Source organism: Sphingobium agrisoli (assembly GCF_041877245.1).
GTDB lineage: Bacteria > Pseudomonadota > Alphaproteobacteria > Sphingomonadales > Sphingomonadaceae > Sphingobium.
In genome coordinates, this window is sequence record NZ_JBHDJI010000002.1 from 128,242 (window position 1) to 152,288 (window position 24,047).

A 24,047-nucleotide genomic window follows, 5' to 3' on the forward strand; every position below is an offset into this window, starting at 1 on the left:
TATCCATGACGACCGACCTCCCCTCTCCCCCTCGGATCGTCATACTGGGCGGCGGCACGGCCGGATGGCTGGCCGCCGCCTGGCTTTCCCGCGCGCTGAAGATGCCCGACGTCACGCTGGTCGAATCCGGCGACATCGGCATCATCGGCGTGGGGGAAGGCACTTTTCCCACCATACGCACGACCCTGGCGGCACTGGGGATCAGCGAGGCCGAATTTCTGGTTCGCGCCGACGCGACCTTCAAGCAGGGCGTCCTGTTCGAAGGATGGTCCACCGGGACCGACAGCTATTTCCATCCGTTCAACCTGCCGGTGGGCGGCGACGATGAGGCGCTGCTGCCGCACTGGATCGCCGACGCGGACCCGCGCCGCCCCGCCTGGGCGGATGCGGTCACGGTGCAGGAACAGGTGATCCGCGCCGGGCGCGGCCCCAAGCGTCCCGGCGACGCGGACTTTTCCGGTCCCATGAACTACGCCTATCATTTCGACGCGCCGCGCTTCGCGGCCTATATGCGCGACATATCGATTGCCGCGGGCGTCAACCGGATCGAAGGCACGGTCTCGCGCGTGGAGCGCGCGGCGGACGGCGACATAGCGGCCCTTGTGCTGGAGGATGGCCGCAGGGTGGAGGGCGACTTCTTCCTCGATTGTTCGGGCTTCCGCGCGCTGCTGATCGGCCGAGAGCTGGGCGCCCGCTTCACCTCCTGCGCGTCCGCCCTGTTCAACGATCGCGCCTTGGCGGTGCAGGTGCCCTACCCAGCGCCCGACGCGCCGGTGCGCCCCTACACGCTCGCCACCGCGCATGATGCGGGATGGACCTGGGACATCGGCCTGAGCGGACGGCGCGGCGTCGGCTATGTCTATTCCAGCGGCCATGCGTCGGACGAAGAAGCGAGCGCCACCCTCCACGCCTATGTGGGCGCAAAGGACGGCAGCCTCGCCCCGCGCCTCCTGACCTTCGAATGCGGCTATCGCGACACCCAATGGATCGGGAATTGCGTGGCGGTCGGCCTGTCGGCGGGATTTTTCGAACCGCTGGAATCGACCGGCATCATGCTGATCGAAGCGGCGCTCAAGAAGATCGGCGACTTTCTGGTGCCGGGGGACCGCGCCGCGCGGGATGCCGCCGCGCGCAGCTTCAACCGCCTGATGGCCGGCCGGTTCGAGCGGATCGTGCATTTCCTGAAGCTGCACTACTGCATCACCCGCCGGACGGACACAGCCTATTGGCGCGACAATGCCGATCCTGCCTCTGTTCCGGAACCGCTGCGGGACATGCTCGCCCAGTGGCGCTATCGGCCGCCGTCGCGCTTCGATTTCCTGGTCGACCTCGAAACATTCCTGCCGCCCAGCTACCATTATATCCTCTACGGCATGAACTTTGCGACCCGACTGCCGGCCCATCCCACCGGCCATACCACCGCGGCGGAGGCGCGCTCGACCTTCGCCAGGGTGCGCGCCGCCCATGCCGGCGCCTGCGCCGCGCTTCCCGATCATCGCGCCCTGCTCGACCATTATCGCCGCCAAGCCTCTTCCTATCCAGCCAAGGTGAATTGATGCGCCTGTCCAACAAAACCGTCCTGATCGCAGCCCTGATGACAGCGGTCGCCTTTCCCACCCTGACCGCGCACGCGCAGACCGCGCCTGCGGCCGACACGCAGCAGGCGTCGCAGTCGCGCGCGGACGCTCTGGTCAGGGCCATGACGCTGGATGAGAAGCTGCAGCTCATCCACGGCTATTTCCCGCCGCTGGCAAAGCCCGTTCCGCCGATCAGCATGATCCCGTCGGCCGGCCACATTCCCGGCATCCCGCGCCTCGGCATTCCTACCCTGCGGGAAAGCGATGCCAGCCTCGGCGTCGCCAACCAGATCGAACAGCGCAAGGGCGATGTCGCCACCGCCCTGCCCGCCAGCATCGCGACGGCCGCGACCTTCAATCCGCAGCTTGCCTATGAAGGCGGTGCGATGATCGGCGCGGAGGCGCGCGCCAAGACCTTCAACATCCTGCTGGCGGGCGGCGTCAACCTGACCCGCGATCCGTGGGCTGGTCGCAATTTCGAATATCTGGGCGAAGATCCATGGCTCGCCGGGGTGATGGCGGGTGAACATATCAAGGGGGTGCAGAGCAACCATATCGTCTCGACGATCAAACATTTTGCGCTGAATTCGCAGGAGACCGGCCGCACCGTGCTCGACGCCCGCATCGGCAAAGCGGAACTGCGCGAAAGCGACCTGCTCGCCTTCCAGATCGCAACCGAAATCGGCCGACCCGGCTCCTATATGTGCGCCTATAACAAGGTGAATGGCGACTATGCCTGCGAAAATGACTGGCTGCTCAACACGGTTCTGAAGCGGGACTGGGGCTATAAGGGCTGGGTCATGTCCGACTGGGGCGCCGTCCATTCGACGGAGAAGGCGGCGATCACCGGCCTCGACCAGGACTCGGGCCAGGAACTGGACGACCAGATGTTCTTCGACAAGGCATTCGCCGACGCGGTGAAGGCCGGACGCATCCCGATGGCCCGGCTCGACGACATGGTCCGCCGCATCCTCTTCGGCGTCATCGACAGCGGCCTGATGGATCACCCTGTGCCCGACAGCGCGCAACCGATCGATTATGCCGCCAACGCCCAGGTGGCACAGCGCGCCGCGGAGGAAGGCATCGTCCTCCTCAAGAATGACGGCAACCTCCTCCCCCTCGCCAAGTCGGCGAAGAAGATCGTGCTGATCGGCGGGCACGCCGATGTCGGCGTGCTGTCTGGCGGCGGATCGTCGCAGGTCCGCTCGGTCGGCGGCGCGCCGGTCGAAATCCCGCTGACGAAGGGGGCCGCCGCCTCCTTCGCCCGCATCACCTGGCACGCCTCCTCCCCGCTGAAAGCCATCCGCGCGCTCGCGCCGCAGGCCGATGTCACCTATGTCGACGGCAGCGATCCGGTCGCGGCGGCCGCTGCCGCGCGCGGCGCGGACATGGCCATCGTTTTCGCATGGGCATGGCGGACCGAAGCGCAGGATCCCGAAAGCATGGCCCTGCCCGACAATCAGGATGCCCTGATCGACGCGGTCGCCGGCGCGAACGGAAAGACGCTGGTCGTGGTCGAAAGCGGCGGCCCGGTGCTGATGCCCTGGATCGATCGCGTGCCGGCGATATTGCAGGCCTGGTATCCCGGCCAGCGCGGCGGCGAGGCGATCGCCAACATCCTCTTGGGCGAAGTCGATCCTTCAGGACGGCTGCCCATCACCTTCCCGGTCAGCGCCGATCAGGCACCCCGGCCCGAACCGCTGGGCCTTGCTGAACTGCGCGCAGCCGATGCGCGACGCGACGCCGGTGACAAGACGGTTTATGGCATGAGCGGCGGGGTTGCCCCTTTCGCGGTCGACTATAAGGAAGGCGCGGATGTCGGCTATCGCTGGTATGCCGCCACGCAGCGCAAGCCGCTGTTTCCCTTCGGCTACGGCCTCACCTACACCCGCTTCGACTACGCTAACCTGCGCGTGAAGGGCGGCGACAGGCTGGTCGTGGACTTCGATGTCACCAATAGCGGCAAGCGCGCAGGCGCCGATGTGCCACAGCTCTATGTGGAGGCTATGAGCGCTGCCGGAACCAGGGCCTACAGGCTGGCGGGCTTCCAGAAGCTGCGGCTTCAGCCAGGCGAGACGGGTCATGTCTCGCTGACGGTCGATCCCCGCGTCATCGCCCGCTTCGATGAAGCCGCCCCCGGCTGGAAATTGGACGCCGGCGCCTACCGCTTGCGTATAGGCCATTTCGCTGGCGACGCTGCGCTGGAAGGCAAGGCGACGCTGAAAGGCATGACATTGCGGCCATAGGCCCGCCATTTGTGTGATCGATGGACGAGGCTGCTCCTGGCGGGCAAGGCTCCGGCTGCCGCCATGCACCATCTTCCGGGATTGTCATGTCCTTGCGGCGCTTCTCGCCCATCACCGCCTTGCGCTCAGCGCCGACCGCAAGGCCAATCCTTGCCACTCCCACCATGACAAAGCCCGCCGCTTCGCGCTGAAGCAGCGGGCTTTTCCTATGTTCCGGTGCGCCATATCGACCTGCGCTGATCGAGATCGGTAGGCGCCACGGACTTTCTTCCCCGCAAAAAGTGGGGCCGATCTGAACCACTCCGTTCGTGCCGAGCAGAGCTGAGCGAAGTCGAAGTTGAGCGGGTCAGGGTCGTCCCCCGGACGATCCGACCTGCTCAAGTATCGAAGCATCCGCGCGGCGCTGGTCCGTCGCTACGCCATCCTTGCAGGCACTCGAAGGGACTACTCAGGACGCACGGGTCATTTTAAATGGTGGCGCCTTCGCCAACCATCAGGGAAAACAGCCAGTGACCGTGCCATGCGAGACGATCGGCGGAAAGCGCATCCTCTTCATCATGGCGGTGGAGGCGGAATATGGGCCGCATCTGCGCGCCCGCTTCACCCCGTTGCTGACGGGCGTCGGCCCGGTCGAGGCGGCGCTCGCCACGGGCGTGACGCTGGCCGATCTCGCCCGCGCCGACGCGCTGCCCGACCTTGCCATATGCTTGGGCTCGGCGGGGTCGCGCATTTGCCCGCTGGGGCAAATCTTCCAGATCGCCAGCGTTTCCTGGCGCGACATGGACGCCTCGCGCCTCGGCTTTACGAAGGGGGTGACGCCCTTCGTGGATCATCCCGTCGACCTGCCGCTCGTCACCCCGCTCGCGCTTCCCTTGGCGCGCCTCTCGACCGGCGCGGATGTCGTGGGCGGCGACGACTATGCCGCGATCGACGCCGACTTGGTGGATATGGAGACCTTTGCCGTTGCCCGCGCCTGCGCCCGCTTCGGCGTGCCGCTGATGGGCCTGCGCGGCGTGTCGGACGGGCCGGGCGAGCTTGCCCATATCCACAGCTGGATGGAACTGCTCGGCCTGATCGACGAACGGCTGGCGGCGGCGGTGGATGGGTTGGAGCCGGCGCTTATCCTCGGCTGATTCATCATCTCCCCTCAAACAAGAGGACGAACCCAAAAATCCTATTCTCCTACAGACTGCGGCGAACAGTCTCCTGCACCCGCAAAATAAGAAGCCTGAATTCAATACCTTACAGATAGGAAAATCACAAACATACGAATCTGCTGTACAGATCGCTGTACAATTCGCCCGCGCGCCGCAGCGCCCTCAATGCCCCTCGAACGCCATGATCGCCCGCGCCGCCACGCCTTCCGCCTCCAGCGCCGCCATGCCGCCCAGGTCGGGCAAGTCGATGCCGAACAGCGCCATGAGCACGCTCGCCCCCTGCTCGCGGAGCAGCTGCGCCGCGGCGATCGCTGTGGCCCCGGTCGCGATCAGATCGTCCACCAGCAGCACCCGCGCGCCGGTCGGCACCTGCCCTTCGTGCAGTTCCAGCCGGTCGGTGCCATATTCCAGCACATAGTCGATGCCGACCGTCTTGCCGGGCAGCTTGCCCTTCTTGCGGACCGGCACGAACCCCTTGCCCAGCACCGCCGCGAGCGCCGCCCCCAGGATGAAGCCGCGCGCCTCGATCCCGACGATCAGGTCCGGGTCGAGCGGGCGGGCGATGTCGGCCATCTGCCCCACCAACTCGCGCAATCCCGCGCCATCGGCCAGCAAGGTGGTGATGTCGCGGAACAGGATGCCGGGCTTCGGAAAGTCCGGGATGGTGCGGACCAGGGCGGTCAGGCTGTCGCTGCTCATATCGCGCCTTCATACGCAAAGGGCGCGGCCTCCTCAAGGATGCCGCGCCCCAATGCGTCCGTCTTGAGCGGGAAAGCGCGGCTCAGGCCGGCTTCTTCTTTTCCGCCCAGATATTCTGGTAGGCCATGTAGGCCAGCGCCGTGGCGATCGCGAGGAAGATCAGCGTCGCCAGACCCGCCGCGCGGCGATTCTCCAGCTTGGGCTCGGCGGTCCAGGTGAGAAAGGCCGACACGTCCTGCGCCATCTGGTCGACCGTAGCCTTCGTCCCGTCGCCATAGGTCACCTGGCCATCGGCCGTCAGCGGCGGCGCCATGGCAAGGTTCAGGTTGGCGAAATAGGGGTTGTAGTGCAGCCCCTCGGGCGTCTTGGCGTCCGGGAATTCCTTCAGCAATTCCGCGGGCTGCGGCTGGAAGCCGGTCAGCAGCGAATAGACATAGGCCGACCCATGGTGCCGCGCCTTGGTCATCAGCGACAGGTCGGGCGGGATCGCATTGTTGTTCGCCGCCGCCGCCGCGACATTGTTCGCGAAGGGCTTGGGGAAGTGATCGGCCGGCACCGGATCGCGGCCCGCGACCTCGCCCGTCTTGGGATCGACGTCGGGGGTCTTGATCGCCCACTGCTTGGCGATCGCCTTCACTTCCGCCTCGTTATAGCCCAGCGCTTCCAAGTCGCGGAACGCCACGAACTTCAGGCTGTGACAGGCCGAGCAGACTTCCTTGAAGACCTGGAAACCGCGCTGCAACTGCCGCTGGTCATATTTGCCGAAGGGGCCGTCGAACGAGAAGCTGACATGCTTGGGCGCCAGGTGGAACTCATGCTCCACCGTCGGCTGCGGCGGCTCGGAGACATAGGCCACCGCGCCCACCAGGAAGGAGATCAGCAGCCAGCCCGCGAAGAAAAGGCCGACGAGAAATGCGCCGATGCGAACCATTATCCTGTTCCCCCTTAACCGGCGTTCGAAGGCTGCGGATCGGCGCCCATGCCGGGCAGCGCATCCTCTTCGCCTTTTATGTTGTGGCGATTAAGCACCGATTCCGTGATCGATCCCGGCAGCGGCAACGGCTTCTCGAAGCGCGAGATCAGCGGCAGGACGATCAGGAAGTGCGCGAAATAATAGGCCGCGGCGACCTGGCTGATCATGACATAGGGCTCTTCCGCCGGCGCGCCGCCGCAATAGCCCAGGATCAGCACGTCGATGATCAGGATCCAGAAGAACTTCTTGAAGGTCGGGCGGTAATTGCCCGACCGCACTGGCGACGTGTCGAGCCAGGGCAGGAAGAAGAGCAGCAGGATCGACGCGAACATCGCCAGCACGCCCAGCAGCTTCGCCGGCACGAAGAAGAAGTCAACGGTGAAGGCGCGCAGGATCGCGTAGAACGGCCAGAAATACCATTCGGGCACGATATGCGCCGGCGTCGACAGCGGGTTCGCCTCGATATAGTTGTCGGGGTGGCCCAGATAATTGGGCGCGTAGAACAGCATGATCGAGAAGAGGATCAGGAACACGCCGACCCCGAAGCCGTCCTTGGCGGTGTAATAGGGGTGGAACGGCACCGTGTCCTGCGGCCCCTTCACGTCCACGCCGGTCGGGTTCGAGCTGCCCGGAATATGCAGCGCCCAGATGTGCAGGATGATGACACCCGCAATCACGAAGGGGAGCAGGAAGTGAAGCGAGAAGAAGCGGTTGAGCGACGCGTTGCCCGGCGCGAAACCGCCCAGCAGCCAGGTCTGGATCGGCTCGCCCACCACGGGGATCGCGCCGAACAGGCCGGTGATGACCTTCGCGCCCCAGTAGGACATCTGCCCCCAGGGCAGCACATAGCCCATGAAAGCGGTCGCCATCATGAGGAGGAAGATGACGAGGCCGAGCAGCCACACCATCTCGCGCGGTGCCTTGTACGATCCGTAGAACAGGCCGCGGAAGATGTGGAGATAGACGACGATGAAGAAGAAGCTCGCGCCATTGGCGTGGGCGTAGCGCATCAGCCAGCCCGCGTTCACGTCGCGCATCGTCTGCTCGACGGTGCCGAACGCGACCAGGTCGTTCGCGCCATAGTGCATCGCCATGATGACGCCGGTGACGATCTGGATCACCAGGGCGAGGCCCGCGAGCACGCCGAAATTCCAGAAATAGTTGAGGTTGCGCGGCACCGGATAGCCCGCGCCGATCGCGTTATAGACGAGGCGCGGCAGCGGCAGCTTCTCGTCGACCCACTGCATCACCGGATGCTTGGGGGTATAATGTTCAGCCCATGGAAAGCTCATGACGGTCCCCCTCAGCCCACGAGAATGGCGGTGTCGGAAGTGAAGCTGTACTTCGGCACTTCCAGATTCTTGGGCGCAGGCCCTTTACGGATGCGGGCGGCGGTGTCGTAGGACGACCCGTGGCAAGGGCAGAAATAGCCACCGAACTCGCCCTTGTTCTCGCCCTCGCCCGCGCCCAGCGGCACGCAGCCCAGGTGCGTGCACACGCCCATGGTGACCAGCCACTGCTTCTTGCCGTCGACGGTGCGCTCTTCCAGCGTCTGCGGATCGCGCAGCGTGGAGGCGTCGACCTTGTCGGCCTCGGCGATTTCCTTGGGCGTCAGCTGCCGCACGAACAGGGGCTGCGACCGGAAGGTGGTCTTGATCGCCTGCCCCGGCTGGATCGCCGACAGGTCGACCTCGGTCGATGCCAGCGCCAGCACGTCGGCGCTGGGGTTCATCTGGTTGATGAGGGGCAGCGCGACGACGGCGGCGCCGACGCCGGCGAAGCTGACCGCCGCCACATTGATGAAGTCGCGGCGGCGCACCCCTTCCCCGCCGGAAAGAGCCTGCCCGTCACTATGCTCAACGCTCGCCATGCACCTCTACCCTTGCAAGACTTCCCTGACACACCGCATTGCCGGGACCGACTGTGATTTTCAAGGGATTTAGGGTGCGCCGCAGCGCCCCGCCTTCCCCCTCCGGCGCGGATCGGGGGCCTGATAACCGGGAAGCGCGCGCTTTGCCAACCGCAATCTTGCCCCCACTGTTACAAAAGGCGTCCATCGCCTATGGCGCGGCCATGCGTATCGCCCTGTACCAGCCCGAAATCGCCGGCAATGTCGGCGCCATCCTGCGCCTCGCCGCCTGCTTTGCCGTGCCGGTGGACATCATCATGCCGACCGGATTCGCCTTCTCCGACGCGCGGCTGAAACGTGCGGCGATGGATTATGGCGCGGCGGCGGATGTCACCCGCCACGCCAATTTCGCGGCTTTTGACGCAGTGCGGCGTGCGGAAGGCCGCCGCCTGCTGCTGCTGAGCGCCCACGCCTCGCAGCGGCTGCCGGAGGTGCGGTTCCTGGCGAATGACGTGCTGCTGATGGGATCGGAAAGCGCCGGCGTCCCGGTCGAGGTCCGCGACATGGCCGATATCCGCATCCGCATACCCATGGCGCCGGGCTTCCGCTCGCTCAACGTGGCGGTCTCGACCGGCATCGCCGTCGCCGAAGCGCTGCGCCAGACGAACGGCTTTCCCGGCTAAGCGATTCGCGCGGGTCACCGCCGCAGCAGCAGCATCCATTCCTCTTCGGGATGCGCGGCCAGCAGCGCGTCTCGGGTCGCCGGGATCACGCCCGTCGTCATGTCGATCCGCGCCAGCGAGAAACCGGGCGCGAGCAGCCGGTCGAGGAAAGCGGCCGGATCGGGATAGCGGCAGGAGGCCCATTCCAGCGCCACCGTCCGCAGCGCATCGCCCGCCAGCATCCGCGACATCCCCTCCCAGATCGCCGGCTCGCTGCCCTCCGCGTCGATCTTGACGAAGGCGACCCGCATCGCGTCGGGATGTTCGTCGAACCGCCTTATGGTCAGCGGCACCGCCAGGCCAAAGCCCTCATGCGGCACGGTCGTCACGAACCCGCCGCCCGCCTGATCGGGATGGCAGTAGAGCGTCACCGGCGATCCGCTGTCGCTCCCAAGGGGATCGGGCTCCAGCGCCACGATCGGCTCGAACCCGTTGGCGTGCAGGCTCCGCCGCAGCAGCCCCGCGACCTGCGGATTGGGCTCGAACGACAGCACCCTGCCCGACGGCCCCACCAGGTCCGCCATCAGCATCGTGAAATAGCCAAGATTGGCGCCCACATCGGCCGCGACCATGCCGGGCTTCACCGTCCGCGCGATCTCTTCCGACAGCCATAATTCCCAATAGCCGTCCATCATCAGATGGACCGAGATCGCATAGTCGCTGGGGTCGACATACATCTTGTACCGCCCCAGCACCCGCGTCACCGCCAGCCGCTCGCCGATGCTGACGGTGCGGCAAAGCGCCCGGACGCGATGCTTGGTGACGAAGCGGTCACCCCGCCGCAGCATGGCGAACAACTGCCGGCGGCCCAGCAAAGTGGGGCGGAGCCAGTGCCGCAGCCGGGCGAGCCATTGGATCATCGGTGCGGCCCTCTCCTCTTGCGGCAGGCCCTCCTAGGACCAGAAGGCGGCCGGAGCGTCAATGACAGATTGTCCGACGCCGCCCCGCCCCTCTTGCAACTTGGCGCAGCGGCGGGCATCGCCCGCTCTGTCCTGTCACCACGGAAAAGCGCCATGCTCCACCTCGACCCCCGCCAGCAGGCCGCCCGCGCCTGGTTCGAATCGCTGCGCGACCGCATCTGCGCCGAGTTCGAGGCGATCGAGCGAGAGGCCGGGAGCGACGCGACGTTCGACTATATCGCCTGGGATCGCGAAGCCGAAGGACAGGAACCCGGCGAAGGGGGCGGCGGCGTGCGCGGCGTGATGAAGGGCAAGATATTCGAGAAGGTCGGCGTCAACGTCTCGACCGTCGGCGGCCAGTTCGCGCCCCAATTCGCCCAAACCATCCATGGCGCGGCGGACGACCCCAGCTTCTTCGCCACGGGCATCAGCCTGGTCGCGCATATGGCGAACCCCCATGTCCCCGCCGTCCATATGAACACGCGCTATCTCGTCACCACCAAAAGCTGGTTCGGCGGCGGCGCGGATTTGAACCCTCCACTCCCGCGGGACGAGGACGCCGCCCATTTCCATGCCGTGCTCAAAGCCGCCTGCGACGCCCATGACCCGGACCATTATCCGCGCTTCAAGGCATGGGCCGACGACTATTTCTTCATCCCGCATCGCGGCGTGCATCGGGGCGTCGGCGGCATTTTCTACGATCATCTCGAATGCCCTGACGATGCTGCGTTCGACGCCAATTTCGCCTTCACCCGCGCCGTCGGAGATGCGTTCCTCGACGCCTTCCCGCCGATCGTCCGCCGCCGCATGGGCGAACCATGGACCGACGCCGATTACGCGACGATGCTCGAATGGCGCGGGCGCTATGCCGAATTCAATCTGGTGCATGATCGCGGCACGCTCTTCGGGCTCAAAACCGGCGGCAATATCGACGCGATCCTGATGAGCCTGCCGCCAATGGCGAGCTGGAACTGATGCCGCTGACGCCGGTCGAGCCGGGCATGGTGGCGACCATCGTCACCCATCTGGAAATGCGCGAACGCCCTCGTCCCGCGCCGATCCCGCCCGCCCCGCTGCGACTCGTGCCGTGGAAGACGCCCGATCTTGCCGCCTACCGCACCCTGTTCCGCCGCGTCGGCGAACCCTGGCTCTGGTTCTCCCGGCTGGTGATGGCGGACGATGCGCTGGCCGCGATCCTCCAGGATCCTGCCGTGGAGGTCTATGCCGTCACCGACCCGCGCGGCACGGAGCTGGGCCTGCTCGAACTGGATTTCCGCGCACTCCCCGACTGCGAACTGAGTTTCTTCGGCCTTGTCCCCGAACTCACCGGCAAGGGGCTCGGGCGCTGGCTGATGGCGCAGGCGAAGGCTTTGGCCTGGCGCAAGGGGGTGGAGCGCTTCTGGGTCCACACCTGCACCCTCGACAGCCCCGCCGCGATCGGCTTCTATGTAAAATCGGGCTTCGTGCCTTTCGCGCGCGAAGTCGAAACCTTCGCCGATCCGCGCCTCGCCGGCATCCTGCCCCGCGACGCCGCCCCGCACGCCCCAGTCCTCGAATAAAATGATGCTGGAATAGTTCAGCCCGCCGCCTGACGATACAGCCGCGCCAGCATCACCAGCATATATACCTGCACGATGCTGGACACGACCGCGCTCGCTATGCCGCCAGCCAGCCGCGCGCCATCCGGCCCGCCGACAAGGCTACCGAGCAGGCCGAACACCAACTGCGCGGCCGAGCCCGCCACCGCCGACAGCAGCATGATGACGATGAAAAAGGCCAGCAGCCGCCAGAAATGTCCCCGCGTCAGCGCCCAGGCACGGCGGAGCGACTCCATCACTCCCGACTGTCCGTCGATCACCACAGGATTGAGCAGCACCAGCCGGATGCTGGCATAGATCATCCCGCCGATCGCCGCCGCGCCCGCGATCAGCCCGATCAGCGCACCGGCCGCCTTAGACAGCGAGGCGACAAGCCCGCCGACCAGCGCGATCGCGATCACCCCGATCACCAACGCGGCGACCACCAGCGCCGCCGTACCCAGCAGCACCGGCAGCCGCGCGAGGCTGAGCCTCAAGGCTTCCCCGACGCTGATCCCCGGCCGCAGCGCCAGCGCGAACAGCGCCAGCGACCCGAACCAGATGAGGACGATCGTCAGCAGCATCGCAAGCCCAAAACCCGGCGGCATGGCAGGGATCGCATCCATATTCGGCTTCGCGAACCAGGCCTGCAACTCTGGCGGGGTCATCTCCTGAAGGATGAGGCCGGGCAGCGCCACGAACAGCAGCACCACCGGAAACAGCAGCGACGCTTCGCGCGCGACGAAGGCGACCGTTTCCTCCCACGCCTTGCCGATCGACATCGTCGCCATATCTTTGCTGCCTGCTTTGTTGTCGGGAAATGCGGGCCGAGACTTGATCGCTCGCCGCGCCCAAGTCAAGGAAACCGCATGACCGCCTCCCCGCCCTTTCCCGCCGCCGTCGAATGGCGGGTCGATCAAGCGCCGGTCGATTATCCGCACGCGCTCGCCGACATGGAGGCGCGCGCCGCCGCCATCCATGCGGGCGAGGCGGGCGAGCGCGTCTGGCTGCTCGAACATCCCCCGCTCTACACCGCCGGCACCAGCGCCGATCCGGCCGAACTGATCGACCGCCGCTTCCCGGTGTTCGACGCCGGACGCGGCGGGCGCTACACCTATCACGGGCCGGGCCAGCGCATCGGCTATCTCAACATCGACTTGGGCGCGCGCGGCAAGGATGTCCGCAACTTCGTCCAACATCTCGAAGGCTGGATGATCGAGGCGCTCGCCGACGTAGGCGTCCCGGCGCGGCGGGCGGAAGGGCGCATCGGCATCTGGACCGACGACGCGCAGGGACGCGAGGCGAAGATCGGCGCGCTCGGCATCCGGGTCCGCCGCTGGGTGACGCTACACGGCTTTTCGATCAACGTCGATCCCGACCTTTCCCATTTCGGCGGCATCGTGCCCTGCGGCATCAGCGAATATCCCGTCACCAGCATCGCAGCATTGGGCGGCAACGCCTCCATGCCGGCGCTGGACGCTGCGCTTGCAGCGCATTTCCCCGCCTTTCTCGGGCGGCTGGGCCGCTGCGGCGGGGGACTTGAGAGTTGCGCCGCGCCTCGCTAGGTTCCGCGCTTCATTGGCCGGGCGGGGGCTGCCGGGCATATTGCTAGGAGACCCGGATGCGCCTTCCCTTTGCCGTCGCGCTGATCGCTGCCTGTCTGCCCCTCGCCGCCTGTGGCGGAAAGGACGAGGGCAGCACCAAGGTGCAGATGAAGGATATGGAAGTGGTGGACGGCACCGCGACCGACGCCATGACCGATCTCGACGGCGTCCAGAGCGAAGGCACCGCCGTCGCCCTGCCCGGCAATGCGTCAGGCAACAGCAGCGCGCCCAGACCCGCCGAGGAAAAGCCGGCCGCCGACGCCGAAGTCGTCGCCGACCAATAAGCATTCAGCAGCGATACAGCGGCGCGACTGCATCGATGCCCGCCCCGCGCATGTCAAAGAGGCATTAGTGACCCGTCTTCCTCTCCCTCTGCGTCGCGCTGCCGCCATGGCGCTGGCCGCCGCCGCCCTTTCGGCGCAACCCGCCGTGGCGCAATTCTTCTGGTCGCCGCCCGACTTCAGCGCCCCCCCGCTGACCGACGCCGCCGCGGCGACCGCGCTCGGCATGCCGGGCGCGACCGCGGACGAGATCAAGGCCGGTCTCGCCTGGAACCTGCGCGCCGCGCTCAATGTCGCCGCGCTCCAGTGCGATTTCGATCCGACCCTGCTCACCACCAGCAACTATAATGCCATGATCGCCCATCATGACGCGGAACTGGACGCCGCGCAGGCGACGATCCTGGCCTATTTCCAGCGCACCGTGGGGAAGGGCAAGGCGGGCCAGTCTGCCTCCGACATGTATAATACCCGCATCTATTCCAGCTATTCGACGGTGCAGGCGCAGAAAGGCTTCTGCCAGCTGTCGGCAAAGGTCGGCCGCGACGCGATCTTCGCCGATCGCGGCACGCTGCACGATGTCGCGCGCAAGGGGCTGGGATCGATCAGGAAGTCGACCGTCGCGGCCGGCGAGCAATATTATGGCACGCCCGGCTACGACTATACGCTGGCCCTCCCCTCCTTCGACCCCAAATGCTGGAAGAAGGGCGCGCTCCTGCCGGTTTGCCAGCAGGCTTACAATGAGCGGGTCGGCATCAAACCCTGACGGCCTAACGCAACCCCAGATATTTATGCGCCTGTACCGTCAGCCGCCATTGCGGCCGGTCCATGACGAGCGCGATGGCGGCGCGGGCATTGTCAGCGGCATGGGCGTCATCGAGCGGCTGAATCAGATGATGGGAGAAGGCCCATCCCGCCATCGCGTCCACTTGCGCCAGGCTGTGCCCGCCGCCCGGCTGCGGCCAGACCAGCTTCAGCTCGTCGCCCGACTGCTGGACGACCGCACTCCCCGCCTTGGGACTGATGCAGACCCAGTCGATCCCCGGATGCGCCGCAATCGTCCCGTTGCTCTCGATCGCGATGGTGAAGCCGCGGGCATGGAGCGCGTCGACCAGCGCATCGTCCACCTGCAACATCGGCTCGCCGCCGGTCAGCACGATATAGCGCTCCTCCGCGCCGTCGCCCCAGAAGCCCAGCGCCGCGTCGGCCAGAGCGTCCGCATCGGCGAAGCGCCCACCGCCCAGGCCATCGGTGCCGACGAAATCGGTGTCACAGAAGCGGCAGATGGCAGTCGCGCGATCCTGCTCGCGCCCGCTCCACAAATTGCACCCGGCAAAGCGCAGGAACACCGCGCGCCGCCCGGCCTGCACCCCCTCGCCCTGAAGCGTCAGAAACATCTCCTTGACCGCATAGCTCATCGCCTGCCGCCTTTCAGGGCCGCGTCGCGTAAACGGTGGGATCGGGGATGCCGGCTTCCTCGAACCCCTTGGAGCGCAGCCGGCAGCTGTCGCACAGGCCGCAATGCTTGCCATCCGGCCTCGGGTCGTAGCAGGACCAGCTCACCCCCGCGTCCAGGCCCAGCCGGTCGGCTTCGCGCACGATGTCGGCCTTGCTCATATATTGCAGCGGCGTGTTGATGCGGATCGGATGCCCCTCCACCCCCGCTTTGGTGGCCAGCGTCGCCATCTTCTGGAAGGCGTCGATGAACTCGGGCCGGCAATCGGGATAGCCCGAATAGTCGAGCGCATTGACCCCGATATAGATGTCGCTCGCGCCCGCCACCTCGGCCAGCCCCAGCGTCAGCGACAGGAAGATGGTGTTGCGCGCCGGCACATAGGTGACCGGAATGTCGCTGCCCACGCCCGTTTTCGGCACGGCGATGTCGGCGGTCAGCGCCGACCCGCCGAAAGCGGTGAGGTCGAGCGGCAGCACGATGTGACGGATGGCGTTAAGCGATTCGGCGACGCGCGCGGCGGCGCGCAGTTCGACCCGATGCCGCTGATTATAGTCGATCGACAAAGCGAGGATGCGATAGCCCGCTTCGCGCGCCAGCCCACCCGCCACCATGGAGTCGAGCCCGCCCGAAAGCAGCACGACGGCGAATTTTCCATTATTGTTGGCAACCATGGCGCCGCGCTACCGCTCCTGCCGGGGGAGCGCAAGGTTCACCCCGCACAGGCGCCGACGCGCCGCGCCTCGGCCGCGATGGCGAAGGGCGCGCCGCCAGCCACGCCCTGGGTGCGTATCTGCACCAGCCGCGAGGTTTCGACGCGCAGGTCGGTGCGGCCATTGCCCGCGCCCGCGCAATCATAGGTGACCGACACCGCATGGGGGCTGTCGCTGACGGTGAAGCTGCGGCACAGCGCCTTGCCGTGCCGCACCTGGAGCAGCTGGCGCAGGTCGGTTACGCATAATTTCTGCGTTTCCGTCCCCTCGCCCCGGCCACGCAATTCCCATTGGCCCGGCTCCAGCGCCGCCAGCGCCACCGGCGCAGGCGCGTTCGCCGCCCCGGCACTCGCCGCCATGAACAACGCCATCGCGGCGCCCGATGCACGCGCAAATCCCGTCATTTCGATAAGCCCCACATTGCCGGCAGCATCACCCGCCGTCAGCCCGCCTGCTGCCTTACAATTGCGGCAGCTTCATAGCGGAAAAGGCGCGGCCTGCCTCAATTACAAATTTCGTTAACCAACCGGCCGACTTCAATGGGTGACGAAGCTGTCCAGCGCGATCGGGAAGATGCGCGCGCAAAAGGCGCAATCGACCGCGATCACCCCCTGTTCGTCGGCCATGTCGGCGCGCTGGTCTGCCGGGAAGCGGCCAATGACATCGCGGATATGGGCCAGGTCGCAGCGGCATCCTTTCGCCAGCGGCGCGGTTTCTGTGACGCGCACTTCCTCTTCCTCATGGAACAATCGCCAAAGGATGTCGGGCAGCGGCAGGTCGGGATCGGTCAGCTCCTCGCCTTTCAGCGTTTCGGCCAGCACCTGCACATGCTCCCATTCCGGGTGATCGTGGCGGACATGCAGCCGCTCGCGCCCCACCTCGCCCTCGGGCAGATGCTGGAGCAGCAGTCCGGCCGCGATGCAGCGCCCGTCCGCGCCATGATGGGTGGCAATGCGGATGAGGCTCGGTATCTGCTCCGACTGAAAGAAATAATGCTCCGCCGCGTCCGCCAGCGATTCGCCCTCCAGCGGCACGATCCCCTGATAGCGCTCGCCGGTAACGGCCTGGTCGAAGGTGATGGCGAGATAGCCCTTGCCGAACAGCCCGAACAGCGACGGGTCCGGCCCCAGCTCCGCCAAACGGTCGGCGTCGAACTGGGCATAGCCGCGCAGCGCGCCATTCTTGTAATCGGCAACCAGCAGGCGCACGACGCCATTCTCGGTCTGGGCCTGCAAGGTCAGCTGGCCGCCCTCGCCCTTGAGCGTGCTGCCGAGCAGGGCGGCGAGCACCAGCGCCGACGCCAGCAGCCGCTCGATCGCGGGCGGATAGGCATGGGCGGCCAGCACCTCGTCCAGCACCGGCCCCAGCCGCACCAGCCGGCCGCGCGCATGACGCTCGGTGATGGTGAAACCAAGGGCCTGGTCGAGATGGGGGGCAGAGTTCACGTCACGGCTCCGGTCGTCCGGTGGCGGGACCACCGGAACAGGTTTGAGCATCCAGCGATGCGGGCAGGCCGCCTAGATAGGAAGCCCGCCCGAAATCTCAACCGAGCCGCCCCAGCGCCCAGAGCAGCACCGACTTCTGGGCATGGATGCGGTTCTCCGCCTCGTCCCAGATCAGCGACTGCGGGCCATCGATCACCGCTTCCACCACTTCCTCACCGCGATGGGCGGGAAGGCAATGGAGGAACTTCGCTTGCCGCTTGGCCTGGGCCATCAGGTCGGGCGTGACCTGGTAGGGCATCATCGCCGCCAGCTTCTCTTCGGCATGGGCTTGGCCCATCGAAATCCAGGTGTCGGTGACAACGACGTCCGCGCCCGCTACCGCTTGCGCAGCATCGCGGGTCAGGGTGATCGTGGCCCCCCCGGCGCGCGCCGCATTGGCAAAGGCGGGATCGGGATCATAGCCCTGCGGCACGCCCACGCGCACGTCGAACTTCATGAGGCCCGCCGCCTCGATGATCGAATGGAGCACATTATTGCCATCGCCGAGCCACGCCCACTGGCTGCCCGGCAGCGCCACTCCATGCTCCACCACAGTCAGCAGGTCGGCGACGATCTGGCACGGGTGCGACAGGTCAGTCAGGCCATTGATGACCGGAACGGTCGCGTGATGCGCCATTTCCTCAATCTTGGCATGATCGTCGGTGCGGATCATGATCGCGTCGACCATGCGCGACAGAACGCGCGCCGTATCGGCGATGCTCTCCCCGCGCCCAAGCTGGCTGGTCGCGCCGTCGAGGATCAGCGACGTGCCGCCGAGCTGGCGGATCGCCATGTCGAACGACACGCGGGTACGCGTCGAATTCTTCTCGAAGATCATCGCCAGCGTATGGCCGGCGAGCGGCGCGTCGGCATCCGCCGCGCCCTTGGGCCTGCCCGCCCGCGCGGCCTTCCGGTCGATGGCGTCGGCGATCATCGCGGCGATGGCGTCGCCGCCCGCATCGGTGAGGTTCAGGAAATGCTTTGGCATGCTATGCCCTCAAACAAATGCCGTGCTCCTGCGAAAGCAGGAGCCCAGGGCGAGATTGCGCAAGTCGACCCTGGGCTCCGGCTCAAGGCCGGAGCAGGAATGAATACCCTAGGCCGCCTTCGCCTCGGAAAAACTCCGCGCACCGGCGGAAATCTTCTCGATGGCTTCGGCGATATGGCTTTCCTCGATGACGAGCGGCGGCAGGATGCGAACCACATTCTGCCCCGCCGACACCGCCAGCAGGCCATGATGGTCCCGCAGATGCGCGACGAAACCGCGCGCGTCATAGGCGTCATTCATGCGGATGCCGAGCATCAGCCCCATGCCACGCACATCCTCGAACATGCCGTCATGATTGGGGATGAGCTGCTCGAGCGACGATCGCAGCCGCGCGCCCATCGCCTGCACATGGTCCAGGAACCCGTCGCTCAGCACTTCGTCCAGCACGGCAAGGCCCGCCGCCATGGCGAGCGGGTTGCCGCCATAGGTCGAACCATGCGTGCCGAACACCATGCCCTTCGCCGCTTCCTCCGTCGCAAGGCAGGCGCCGAGCGGGAAGCCCGCGCCGATCCCCTTGGCCACCGCCATGATATCCGGCGTCACGCCATATTGGTCATGGGCGAAGAAGGTGCCGGTGCGGGCATAGCCGCACTGCACCTCGTCCAGGATCAGCAGCAGCCCCTTCTCGTCGCACAGCGCGCGCAGGCCCTTCAGGAATTCCTGCGTCGCCGGCGTCACGCCGCCCTCGCCCTGCACGGGCTCCAGCAGGAAGCCGGCGGTATTGTCATCGACGGCGGCGGTCGCTGCGTCGAGATCGTTGAACGGCACCACCTGGAAACCGGGCAGCAGCGGCTCGAACCCGTCGCGCATCTTCGGCTGGCTCGTGGCTGAGATCGTCCCCAGCGTCCGCCCGTGGAAGGCGTTGTCGAAGCTGATGATCTTGTGCCGGTGCGCCTCGCCATTGGCATAGTGATAACGGCGCGCGGACTTGATCGCGCACTCGACCGCTTCCGCCCCCGAATTGGTGAAGAAGACGGTGTCGGCGAACGTGTTGTCCACGAGGCGTTGCGCGAATGTCTCGCCCAGCGGCATCCCGTAGAGATTGGACGTGTGCATCAGCGTCGCCGCTTGGTCGGCGATCGCCTTGACCAGCTTCGGGTGCCCATGACCTAGCAGGTTGACCGCGATCCCGCTCGCGAAATCCAGATAGCGCTCGCCGCGCTCCCCGATCAGGTAACAACCCTCGCCTCGCACCGGACGCACATCGCACCGGGGGTAAACGGGCATGAGCGGCGTAATCGACATGGGCCTTCCCTTTCGCATGTGGTCCGAAACGCAAAAAGGCGGCCCCCGCCGGGCCGCCTGTTGCGAACGCCGCCTATACCGATGGCCAGAAGGGCGCGCAACCCCGCTGCATCGGGCCGGCGGACGGCGGGTCGACTTACCCGATCTGGTTCCAGGCGTCGGCGATTTCCGCGATCATCGCGCGCGCCTGATCGATCGGCGCGGCGGAACGTTCCTTGGCCCCCTGCATCAGCAGGCGACGCGCCTCGCGGTAGATTTGGGCGAGGCCCATGGCGATGTCGCCGCCCTTGTCATGGTCCAGGCTCGATTCGAGCGCGAACAGGATCGACATGGCGCGCGCCTGCTTGTCCGACACCTTCATGCGGTCGCCGTTGCGCTCGGCGAGCGCGGCGGCTTCCAGCGCCAGGATCAGCTCGTCGAACAGGATCTTGACGAGGCCATGGGGCGTCGCGCCTTCAGTGCGGCTGCCGCTATGCACCGCCGCATAGCGCCGCGCCGCCGTCCCGCCTGCATAGCCCTGATTGTAGAACATCGCTCTTCGTCCCCGGATTAGTCTTTGCTGTTGGTCCACACCTTGATCTGCTGATCGAGGTAGCTCTGCGTCGCCTTGAGCGCGCTGAGGCGCGTTTCCATCGACGCATAGATTTTGGTGAGGCTCGCCTCATAGTCGGTCATCTGGTCGTCCAGCTTTTCGAGCTGCTTCGCAAAGTCGTCGGCCAGTTCGCCATAACGCTCCTGCGCCAGCTTGAGCGGCCCGTCGTCCTTCTCGATATTGTCGCGTACCCGATCCATGAGGCTCGCAAGACCCGGATTCGCTGCGGTCGACGCCTGCGGATTGACCATGTTGGTCACGCCTGCCGGATCGCTTTCCATTGCCCGCGCCAGCATCGCCGTGTCGAGGCTCAGCGTCCCGTCGCGATTGGTGGTGACGCCGATGTCGGCCAGCGTCCGGTATGTGCCGGTCGAGGCGAGAGGCGTGGAGGTCAGCGCCGCCAGCTGCTTCTTCATGTCCCGCACGCCCGACACGCCGTTCAGCACGCCGGAGTTCGATTGGTCGGTGCCCGTCGCCGTCGCGGTGTTGAGCGCCTTCATCAGCGTGTTGTAGGCGTCGACAAATTCCTTGAGCAGGTCGGAAAGCCCGGCGGTCGGCTGGCTCATCGACAGGGTGACGGTGGTGCCCGGCGACGCCTTGTTGAGGTCGATCCGCAGGTACGGGATCGCGCCGTCGACGCTGTTGCTGGCATATTCATATTCCACGCCGTCGAGCGTGATCTTGGCGTTCTGCGGCGCCGACGTGCTGCTGATCGTCGCGCTATTGGTGCCGTTCCAGGCAAGCCCTTCCAGCACGCTGCCGCTGGCCGCGCCCGATACGCTCAAGGAAAAATCATTGTCCGCGCCGGTTTCGCCCTTGAAGACCAGGCGGGTGCCGCTCGCGTCCGTCACGACCCGCGCGGTCACGCCAGTGCCCGACGCATTCACCGCGGCGGCAAGGCCGGCATAGCTGTTGTTGGTCGAATCGATCGTGATCGTCTTGGTCTGGCCCGATGCGGTGGTGATGGTGATGCTGCCGGTGCCGACCGCGGTGCTGCCGGTCGCGCCTGCGGTGGCGGAACTGTTGAGCACCCGGCTGGTCGCGAGCTGCTCGACGGTGAGCTGTGCGGGCAGGCCCTGGGGCGAGCCGCCGCTCAGCAGGCTGACGCTGGCGATGCTGGCGTCGTTGCTGTTGGGGGTGCCGGTATAGGCGGCGTCGGACAGCACCGATGTCAGCGCGTCGGCGAACGTGTCGAGCGAGCCGATGGCCGAGGCCAGCGCGGAAATGCGCGCGCTGTTGAGCGATTGGCGGCTCGTGATCGCGCCTTCCTTGGGCTCGCGCGTCGCCTTCACCAGGCTCGCGACGAGCGAGGCGGTGTCGATGCCCGATCCCGCGCCCAGCGATGTCAGGATGCTGCTGCCTACCGAAGTCATGGACCGTCCTTTCAAGAGGGTAGAACGGCCCTAACGCCAAGACCTTTAGGAATGATTTTACCCTAAAGCCGCGCCGCCGCCTGATGCCGCGATCTGCTCCACCGTGCCGCGCGCCACATGCGCCTGCGCCGCATGGGCGTAGGCGGCGCGCTCGACGATCCGCTTGGCGATAGCGGCGGCATGTTCGACCGCTTCCTTGCTGGCGGGCGGCAGCGGCACGATCACGATCGGGCGGGGGATCAGGGCGTCGACCGCATCGGTTGCCCCCCGCACATCGGCGCGGCCGGCATTGAGGTCCGCCAATATCTCGGAAATGCGGGCATGAACCTCGACATATTCGGCGACACTGGCGAGTTCCTGGGCAGCGTCGGGCTGCTCGGGCGGCGGCGCGCTCCCGCGCCCGTCGCGAGTCAGCGCGTCATTGGCTCGGCTGGCGGCCACCGGCTGAACCGCGGCCGCAGAGGATGGCGCGCGGACGACCGTCCGGTCGACCGGCGTCAATTCGACACGCGAAACATAGTCGTTCATGACGCACCACCATCCTGCGTCCCCAAGGACAGAGAACGGACCGGCGCGCCCCGACTTTAATCTTTTCTTCAAAAAAATTTCAGCGATGCCTCAACCGGCTCAAAAGCTAGACTTTGCGCCCGTCCGCATCGAATCGCATATCGTCGGGCACGGTGATGAACGGCCGGTCGAGTTCGCTCGCCATCCGGTTCTCGACCCTGAAGACGAAGGCCAGCACCGTCGCCACCGCCATGTAGAGCCCTTCGTTGACTATCTGCCCGGCGCGGCTGGTGAAGTAGATGGCGCGGGCGAGGTCAGGATATTGCAGCACCGTGACCCCGTTCGTGTCCGCCAGCTCGCGGATCGCCGCCGCGATCGCGTCGCATCCGCGCGCGACCACCACGGGGGCGGCGTCCTGCCCCGGCTTGTAGCGCAGCGCCACCGCGAAATGGGTCGGGTTGGTGATAATGACGCTGGCTTCGGCCACCGCCTTGCGGGTCGATCCGCTCAGCACCTCGAACTGGCGGCGGCGGATATACCCTTTCAGCTCCGGCGACCCTTCGCTTTCCTTATGCTCGTCCTTCACTTCCTGCTTGGTCATGCCGAGGCGCTTGGCGCGCTGCATCAGCTGCGCGGGCACGTCGATCCCCGCGATCAGGAACAGCCCGCCCGCCATCAGCAGACAGGTCAGGATGAACAGGTTGCCCAGTTCCGCCATGGCCGGGCCGATGCCCGCCTTGCCCAAGCCGAAAATGTCGGTCAGCCGGTCCCAGATCAGCCACACGCCGATGCTGCCGAGCAGCCCGACCTTGGCGATCGACTTCACCAGTTCGATGAGGCCCTGCATCCCGAACATGCGCTTGATGCCCGCCATCGGGTTCATCTTCTCGGGCTTGGGTGCGAAGGCGCCGGGGCGGAAGCCCAGCGACCCCAGCAAAGCCGGCGCGGCGATGGCGGCGATGAAGGTCGCCAGCATCACGCCCGCGACCGGCAGGGCGATGCCCGCCAGCAGGTCCAGCCCTCTTTGCGCGGGGGAGAAATCCACCACATCTTCCCGCCGGAAGCGCAGCCCGTCCGCCAGCATGTCCGACAGCGCCTCGATCAGCGAAGGGCCGATCACCGCCATGCAGCCGATGCCGGCCATCACCACCATCGCCGTGCCCAGTTCGCGCGACTGGAGGATGTCGCCCTTCTTGGCGGCGTCCTGCAACTTCTTCTGTGTCGGCTTTTCGGTCTTTTCGCCGCCCTCGTTCCCGCCCGCCATCTCAGCGGCCCTCCGAGAGCGAGCGGGCCTGTTCGAGACCAGCCTTCAGCGCGGCGGTCATCCCCTCCGCCATGATCGGCGCGGCGATGGCGAGCAGCACCAGCCCCGCCATCATCGCCATCGGCATGCCCACCGCAAATAGGTTGAGCGACGGCGCGGCGCGCGCCAGCATCCCCATCACGATCTGCACCAGCACCAGCGCGAAGGCGACCGGCAGCGCCACCGTCACCCCCATGCCCAGCAGCGATCCGCCAAATTCGATGATGTGCCACACCGCATCGTTCGACAGCAGCGCGCCGCCGGGCGGTATCGCCACATAGCTTTGCACCACGAAGCTCGCGAGCAACAGGTGCCCGTCCATGCCGAGCAGCAGGAAGGTGGCGAGGATCGAGAGGAACTGCCCGACCGCCTGCGTGCCCTGCCCCGACGACGGATCGACCATCGCCGCGAAATTGAGGCCCATGGCGTTGCCGATCGTTTCCCCCGCGACGAAGGCGGCGGCATAGCCGATCTGTACCGCGAACCCCATGGCGAGGCCGGCGAGCACTTCGCCCGCGACCAGCATCACGCCTTCGAAACTGGCGACGCCGTCCTGCGGCAACGCGATCGTCACGCTGTTCAATGCGGCAAGGCCGAGCGCCAGCGCCAGGATCAACCGCAATTGCAGCGGCACCGCCGGCGCGCCGAACACCGGCGCCGCGATGAACGCCGCTCCGGGCCGGATCATTGCGATCAGCCAGACCCAAAGCTGCGTCTCCACGCCCTGAAAGCCCGGCGCGATCATTGC

The 24,047-nt window shown here is 66.4% G+C and carries 26 protein-coding genes; 9 read left to right on the forward strand and 17 right to left on the reverse strand.

The features are described 5' to 3' along the window. Nucleotides 1-5 precede the first annotated feature (5 nt). The 3 genes from ACETPF_RS04910 (at nucleotide 6) to ACETPF_RS04920 (ending at nucleotide 4,956) form a co-directional block, all read left to right on the forward strand. On the forward strand, nucleotides 6-1,556 hold the full coding sequence (locus ACETPF_RS04910; protein WP_373933190.1) for a tryptophan halogenase family protein: 1,551 nt from the start codon (nucleotides 6-8) through the stop codon (nucleotides 1,554-1,556). After that, entirely contained in the window at nucleotides 1,556-3,823 is a 2,268-nt protein-coding gene (locus ACETPF_RS04915) for a beta-glucosidase (RefSeq protein WP_373933191.1), read from the forward strand. The genes ACETPF_RS04910 and ACETPF_RS04915 overlap by 1 nt, the downstream gene beginning before the upstream one ends. 509 nt (nucleotides 3,824-4,332) lie before the next feature. After that, nucleotides 4,333-4,956 carry a 5'-methylthioadenosine/S-adenosylhomocysteine nucleosidase gene (locus tag ACETPF_RS04920; protein ID WP_373933192.1) on the forward strand — a complete coding sequence of 208 codons (624 nt, stop codon included), beginning with the start codon at nucleotides 4,333-4,335 and terminating at the stop codon, nucleotides 4,954-4,956. Nucleotides 4,957-5,142: 186 nt separating this feature from the next. On the opposite strand, the gene ACETPF_RS04925 is transcribed toward ACETPF_RS04920, so the two are convergent. The 4 genes from ACETPF_RS04925 to petA form a co-directional block, all read right to left on the reverse strand. Next, entirely contained in the window at nucleotides 5,143-5,679 is a 537-nt protein-coding gene (locus ACETPF_RS04925) for an adenine phosphoribosyltransferase (protein WP_373933193.1), read from the reverse strand. Between the two features lie 82 nt (nucleotides 5,680-5,761). Next, nucleotides 5,762-6,610: a cytochrome c1 gene (locus ACETPF_RS04930; protein ID WP_373933194.1), complete on the reverse strand. Its 849-nt coding sequence runs from the start codon at nucleotides 6,608-6,610 to the stop codon at nucleotides 5,762-5,764. 14 nt (nucleotides 6,611-6,624) lie between these two features. Continuing rightward, entirely contained in the window at nucleotides 6,625-7,944 is a 1,320-nt protein-coding gene (locus tag ACETPF_RS04935; RefSeq protein WP_373933195.1) for a cytochrome b, read from the reverse strand. 11 nt (nucleotides 7,945-7,955) lie between these two features. Beyond that, the gene (petA, locus tag ACETPF_RS04940; RefSeq protein WP_373933196.1) at nucleotides 7,956-8,522 is read right to left on the reverse strand and encodes a ubiquinol-cytochrome c reductase iron-sulfur subunit; all 567 of its coding nucleotides are present in this window, start codon (nucleotides 8,520-8,522) and stop codon (nucleotides 7,956-7,958) included. A gap of 203 nt (nucleotides 8,523-8,725) precedes the next feature. Between petA and ACETPF_RS04945 the strand changes: the two genes are divergently transcribed. Further along, nucleotides 8,726-9,184 (forward strand): tRNA (cytidine(34)-2'-O)-methyltransferase, encoded by a 459-nt coding sequence (locus ACETPF_RS04945; protein ID WP_373933197.1) that lies wholly within the window; start codon nucleotides 8,726-8,728, stop codon nucleotides 9,182-9,184. Nucleotides 9,185-9,198: 14 nt separating this feature from the next. Here the strand turns inward: ACETPF_RS04945 and ACETPF_RS04950 are convergent, their stop codons facing one another. Then, the gene (locus tag ACETPF_RS04950; protein WP_373933198.1) at nucleotides 9,199-10,083 is read right to left on the reverse strand and encodes an FkbM family methyltransferase; all 885 of its coding nucleotides are present in this window, start codon (nucleotides 10,081-10,083) and stop codon (nucleotides 9,199-9,201) included. A gap of 153 nt (nucleotides 10,084-10,236) precedes the next feature. Between ACETPF_RS04950 and hemF the strand changes: the two genes are divergently transcribed. Next, the gene (gene hemF, locus ACETPF_RS04955) at nucleotides 10,237-11,097 is read left to right on the forward strand and encodes an oxygen-dependent coproporphyrinogen oxidase (RefSeq protein ID WP_373933199.1); all 861 of its coding nucleotides are present in this window, start codon (nucleotides 10,237-10,239) and stop codon (nucleotides 11,095-11,097) included. Beyond that, nucleotides 11,097-11,681 (forward strand): GNAT family N-acetyltransferase, encoded by a 585-nt coding sequence (locus tag ACETPF_RS04960; RefSeq protein ID WP_373933200.1) that lies wholly within the window; start codon nucleotides 11,097-11,099, stop codon nucleotides 11,679-11,681. Before hemF ends, ACETPF_RS04960 begins: the two co-directional genes overlap by 1 nt. A gap of 17 nt (nucleotides 11,682-11,698) precedes the next feature. Here the strand turns inward: ACETPF_RS04960 and ACETPF_RS04965 are convergent, their stop codons facing one another. Continuing rightward, on the reverse strand, nucleotides 11,699-12,490 hold the full coding sequence (locus ACETPF_RS04965) for a DUF7847 domain-containing protein (RefSeq protein WP_373933201.1): 792 nt from the start codon (nucleotides 12,488-12,490) through the stop codon (nucleotides 11,699-11,701). Nucleotides 12,491-12,568: 78 nt separating this feature from the next. On the opposite strand from ACETPF_RS04965, the gene lipB reads away from it, so the two are divergent. The 3 genes from lipB (at nucleotide 12,569) to ACETPF_RS04980 (ending at nucleotide 14,347) form a co-directional block, all read left to right on the forward strand. Beyond that, nucleotides 12,569-13,264, forward strand: coding sequence for a lipoyl(octanoyl) transferase LipB (gene lipB, locus ACETPF_RS04970; RefSeq protein WP_373933202.1), 696 nt, complete (start codon nucleotides 12,569-12,571; stop codon nucleotides 13,262-13,264). 56 nt (nucleotides 13,265-13,320) lie between these two features. Next, nucleotides 13,321-13,587 carry a hypothetical protein gene (locus tag ACETPF_RS04975; protein WP_373933203.1) on the forward strand — a complete coding sequence of 89 codons (267 nt, stop codon included), beginning with the start codon at nucleotides 13,321-13,323 and terminating at the stop codon, nucleotides 13,585-13,587. 106 nt (nucleotides 13,588-13,693) lie between these two features. Beyond that, on the forward strand, nucleotides 13,694-14,347 hold the full coding sequence (locus ACETPF_RS04980; RefSeq protein ID WP_373933514.1) for a hypothetical protein: 654 nt from the start codon (nucleotides 13,694-13,696) through the stop codon (nucleotides 14,345-14,347). Nucleotides 14,348-14,351: 4 nt separating this feature from the next. Here ACETPF_RS04980 and queE read toward each other — a convergent pair whose 3' ends face one another. The 11 genes from queE to fliR all read right to left on the reverse strand — a co-directional run bounded on the left by queE (nucleotide 14,352) and on the right by fliR (nucleotide 24,044). Further along, the gene (gene queE, locus ACETPF_RS04985; RefSeq protein WP_373933204.1) at nucleotides 14,352-14,999 is read right to left on the reverse strand and encodes a 7-carboxy-7-deazaguanine synthase; all 648 of its coding nucleotides are present in this window, start codon (nucleotides 14,997-14,999) and stop codon (nucleotides 14,352-14,354) included. A gap of 13 nt (nucleotides 15,000-15,012) precedes the next feature. Next, the gene (gene queC / locus ACETPF_RS04990; protein WP_373933205.1) at nucleotides 15,013-15,708 is read right to left on the reverse strand and encodes a 7-cyano-7-deazaguanine synthase QueC; all 696 of its coding nucleotides are present in this window, start codon (nucleotides 15,706-15,708) and stop codon (nucleotides 15,013-15,015) included. 38 nt (nucleotides 15,709-15,746) lie between these two features. Then, nucleotides 15,747-16,151: a DUF3617 domain-containing protein gene (locus ACETPF_RS04995; protein ID WP_373933206.1), complete on the reverse strand. Its 405-nt coding sequence runs from the start codon at nucleotides 16,149-16,151 to the stop codon at nucleotides 15,747-15,749. A 132-nt stretch (nucleotides 16,152-16,283) separates the two neighbouring features. Further along, the gene (gene hslO / locus ACETPF_RS05000) at nucleotides 16,284-17,243 is read right to left on the reverse strand and encodes an Hsp33 family molecular chaperone HslO (RefSeq protein WP_373933207.1); all 960 of its coding nucleotides are present in this window, start codon (nucleotides 17,241-17,243) and stop codon (nucleotides 16,284-16,286) included. Between the two features lie 46 nt (nucleotides 17,244-17,289). Further along, complete coding sequence (gene argF, locus ACETPF_RS05005; protein ID WP_373933208.1) at nucleotides 17,290-18,219, reverse strand: ornithine carbamoyltransferase; 930 nt, start codon at nucleotides 18,217-18,219, stop codon at nucleotides 17,290-17,292. Nucleotides 18,220-18,327: 108 nt separating this feature from the next. Next, nucleotides 18,328-19,524 (reverse strand): aspartate aminotransferase family protein, encoded by a 1,197-nt coding sequence (locus ACETPF_RS05010; RefSeq protein ID WP_373933209.1) that lies wholly within the window; start codon nucleotides 19,522-19,524, stop codon nucleotides 18,328-18,330. Between the two features lie 136 nt (nucleotides 19,525-19,660). After that, nucleotides 19,661-20,056: a flagellar export chaperone FliS gene (locus tag ACETPF_RS05015; RefSeq protein ID WP_373933210.1), complete on the reverse strand. Its 396-nt coding sequence runs from the start codon at nucleotides 20,054-20,056 to the stop codon at nucleotides 19,661-19,663. 17 nt (nucleotides 20,057-20,073) lie between these two features. Beyond that, nucleotides 20,074-21,489 (reverse strand): flagellar filament capping protein FliD, encoded by a 1,416-nt coding sequence (fliD, locus tag ACETPF_RS05020; protein WP_373933211.1) that lies wholly within the window; start codon nucleotides 21,487-21,489, stop codon nucleotides 20,074-20,076. Between the two features lie 57 nt (nucleotides 21,490-21,546). Next, nucleotides 21,547-22,017 (reverse strand): hypothetical protein, encoded by a 471-nt coding sequence (locus ACETPF_RS05025; RefSeq protein ID WP_373933212.1) that lies wholly within the window; start codon nucleotides 22,015-22,017, stop codon nucleotides 21,547-21,549. 106 nt (nucleotides 22,018-22,123) lie between these two features. Further along, nucleotides 22,124-23,260 (reverse strand): flagellar type III secretion system protein FlhB, encoded by a 1,137-nt coding sequence (flhB, locus tag ACETPF_RS05030; RefSeq protein WP_373933214.1) that lies wholly within the window; start codon nucleotides 23,258-23,260, stop codon nucleotides 22,124-22,126. A gap of 1 nt (nucleotide 23,261) precedes the next feature. Continuing rightward, nucleotides 23,262-24,044, reverse strand: coding sequence for a flagellar biosynthetic protein FliR (gene fliR / locus ACETPF_RS05035; protein ID WP_373933215.1), 783 nt, complete (start codon nucleotides 24,042-24,044; stop codon nucleotides 23,262-23,264). Nucleotides 24,045-24,047: the final 3 nt, after the last annotated feature.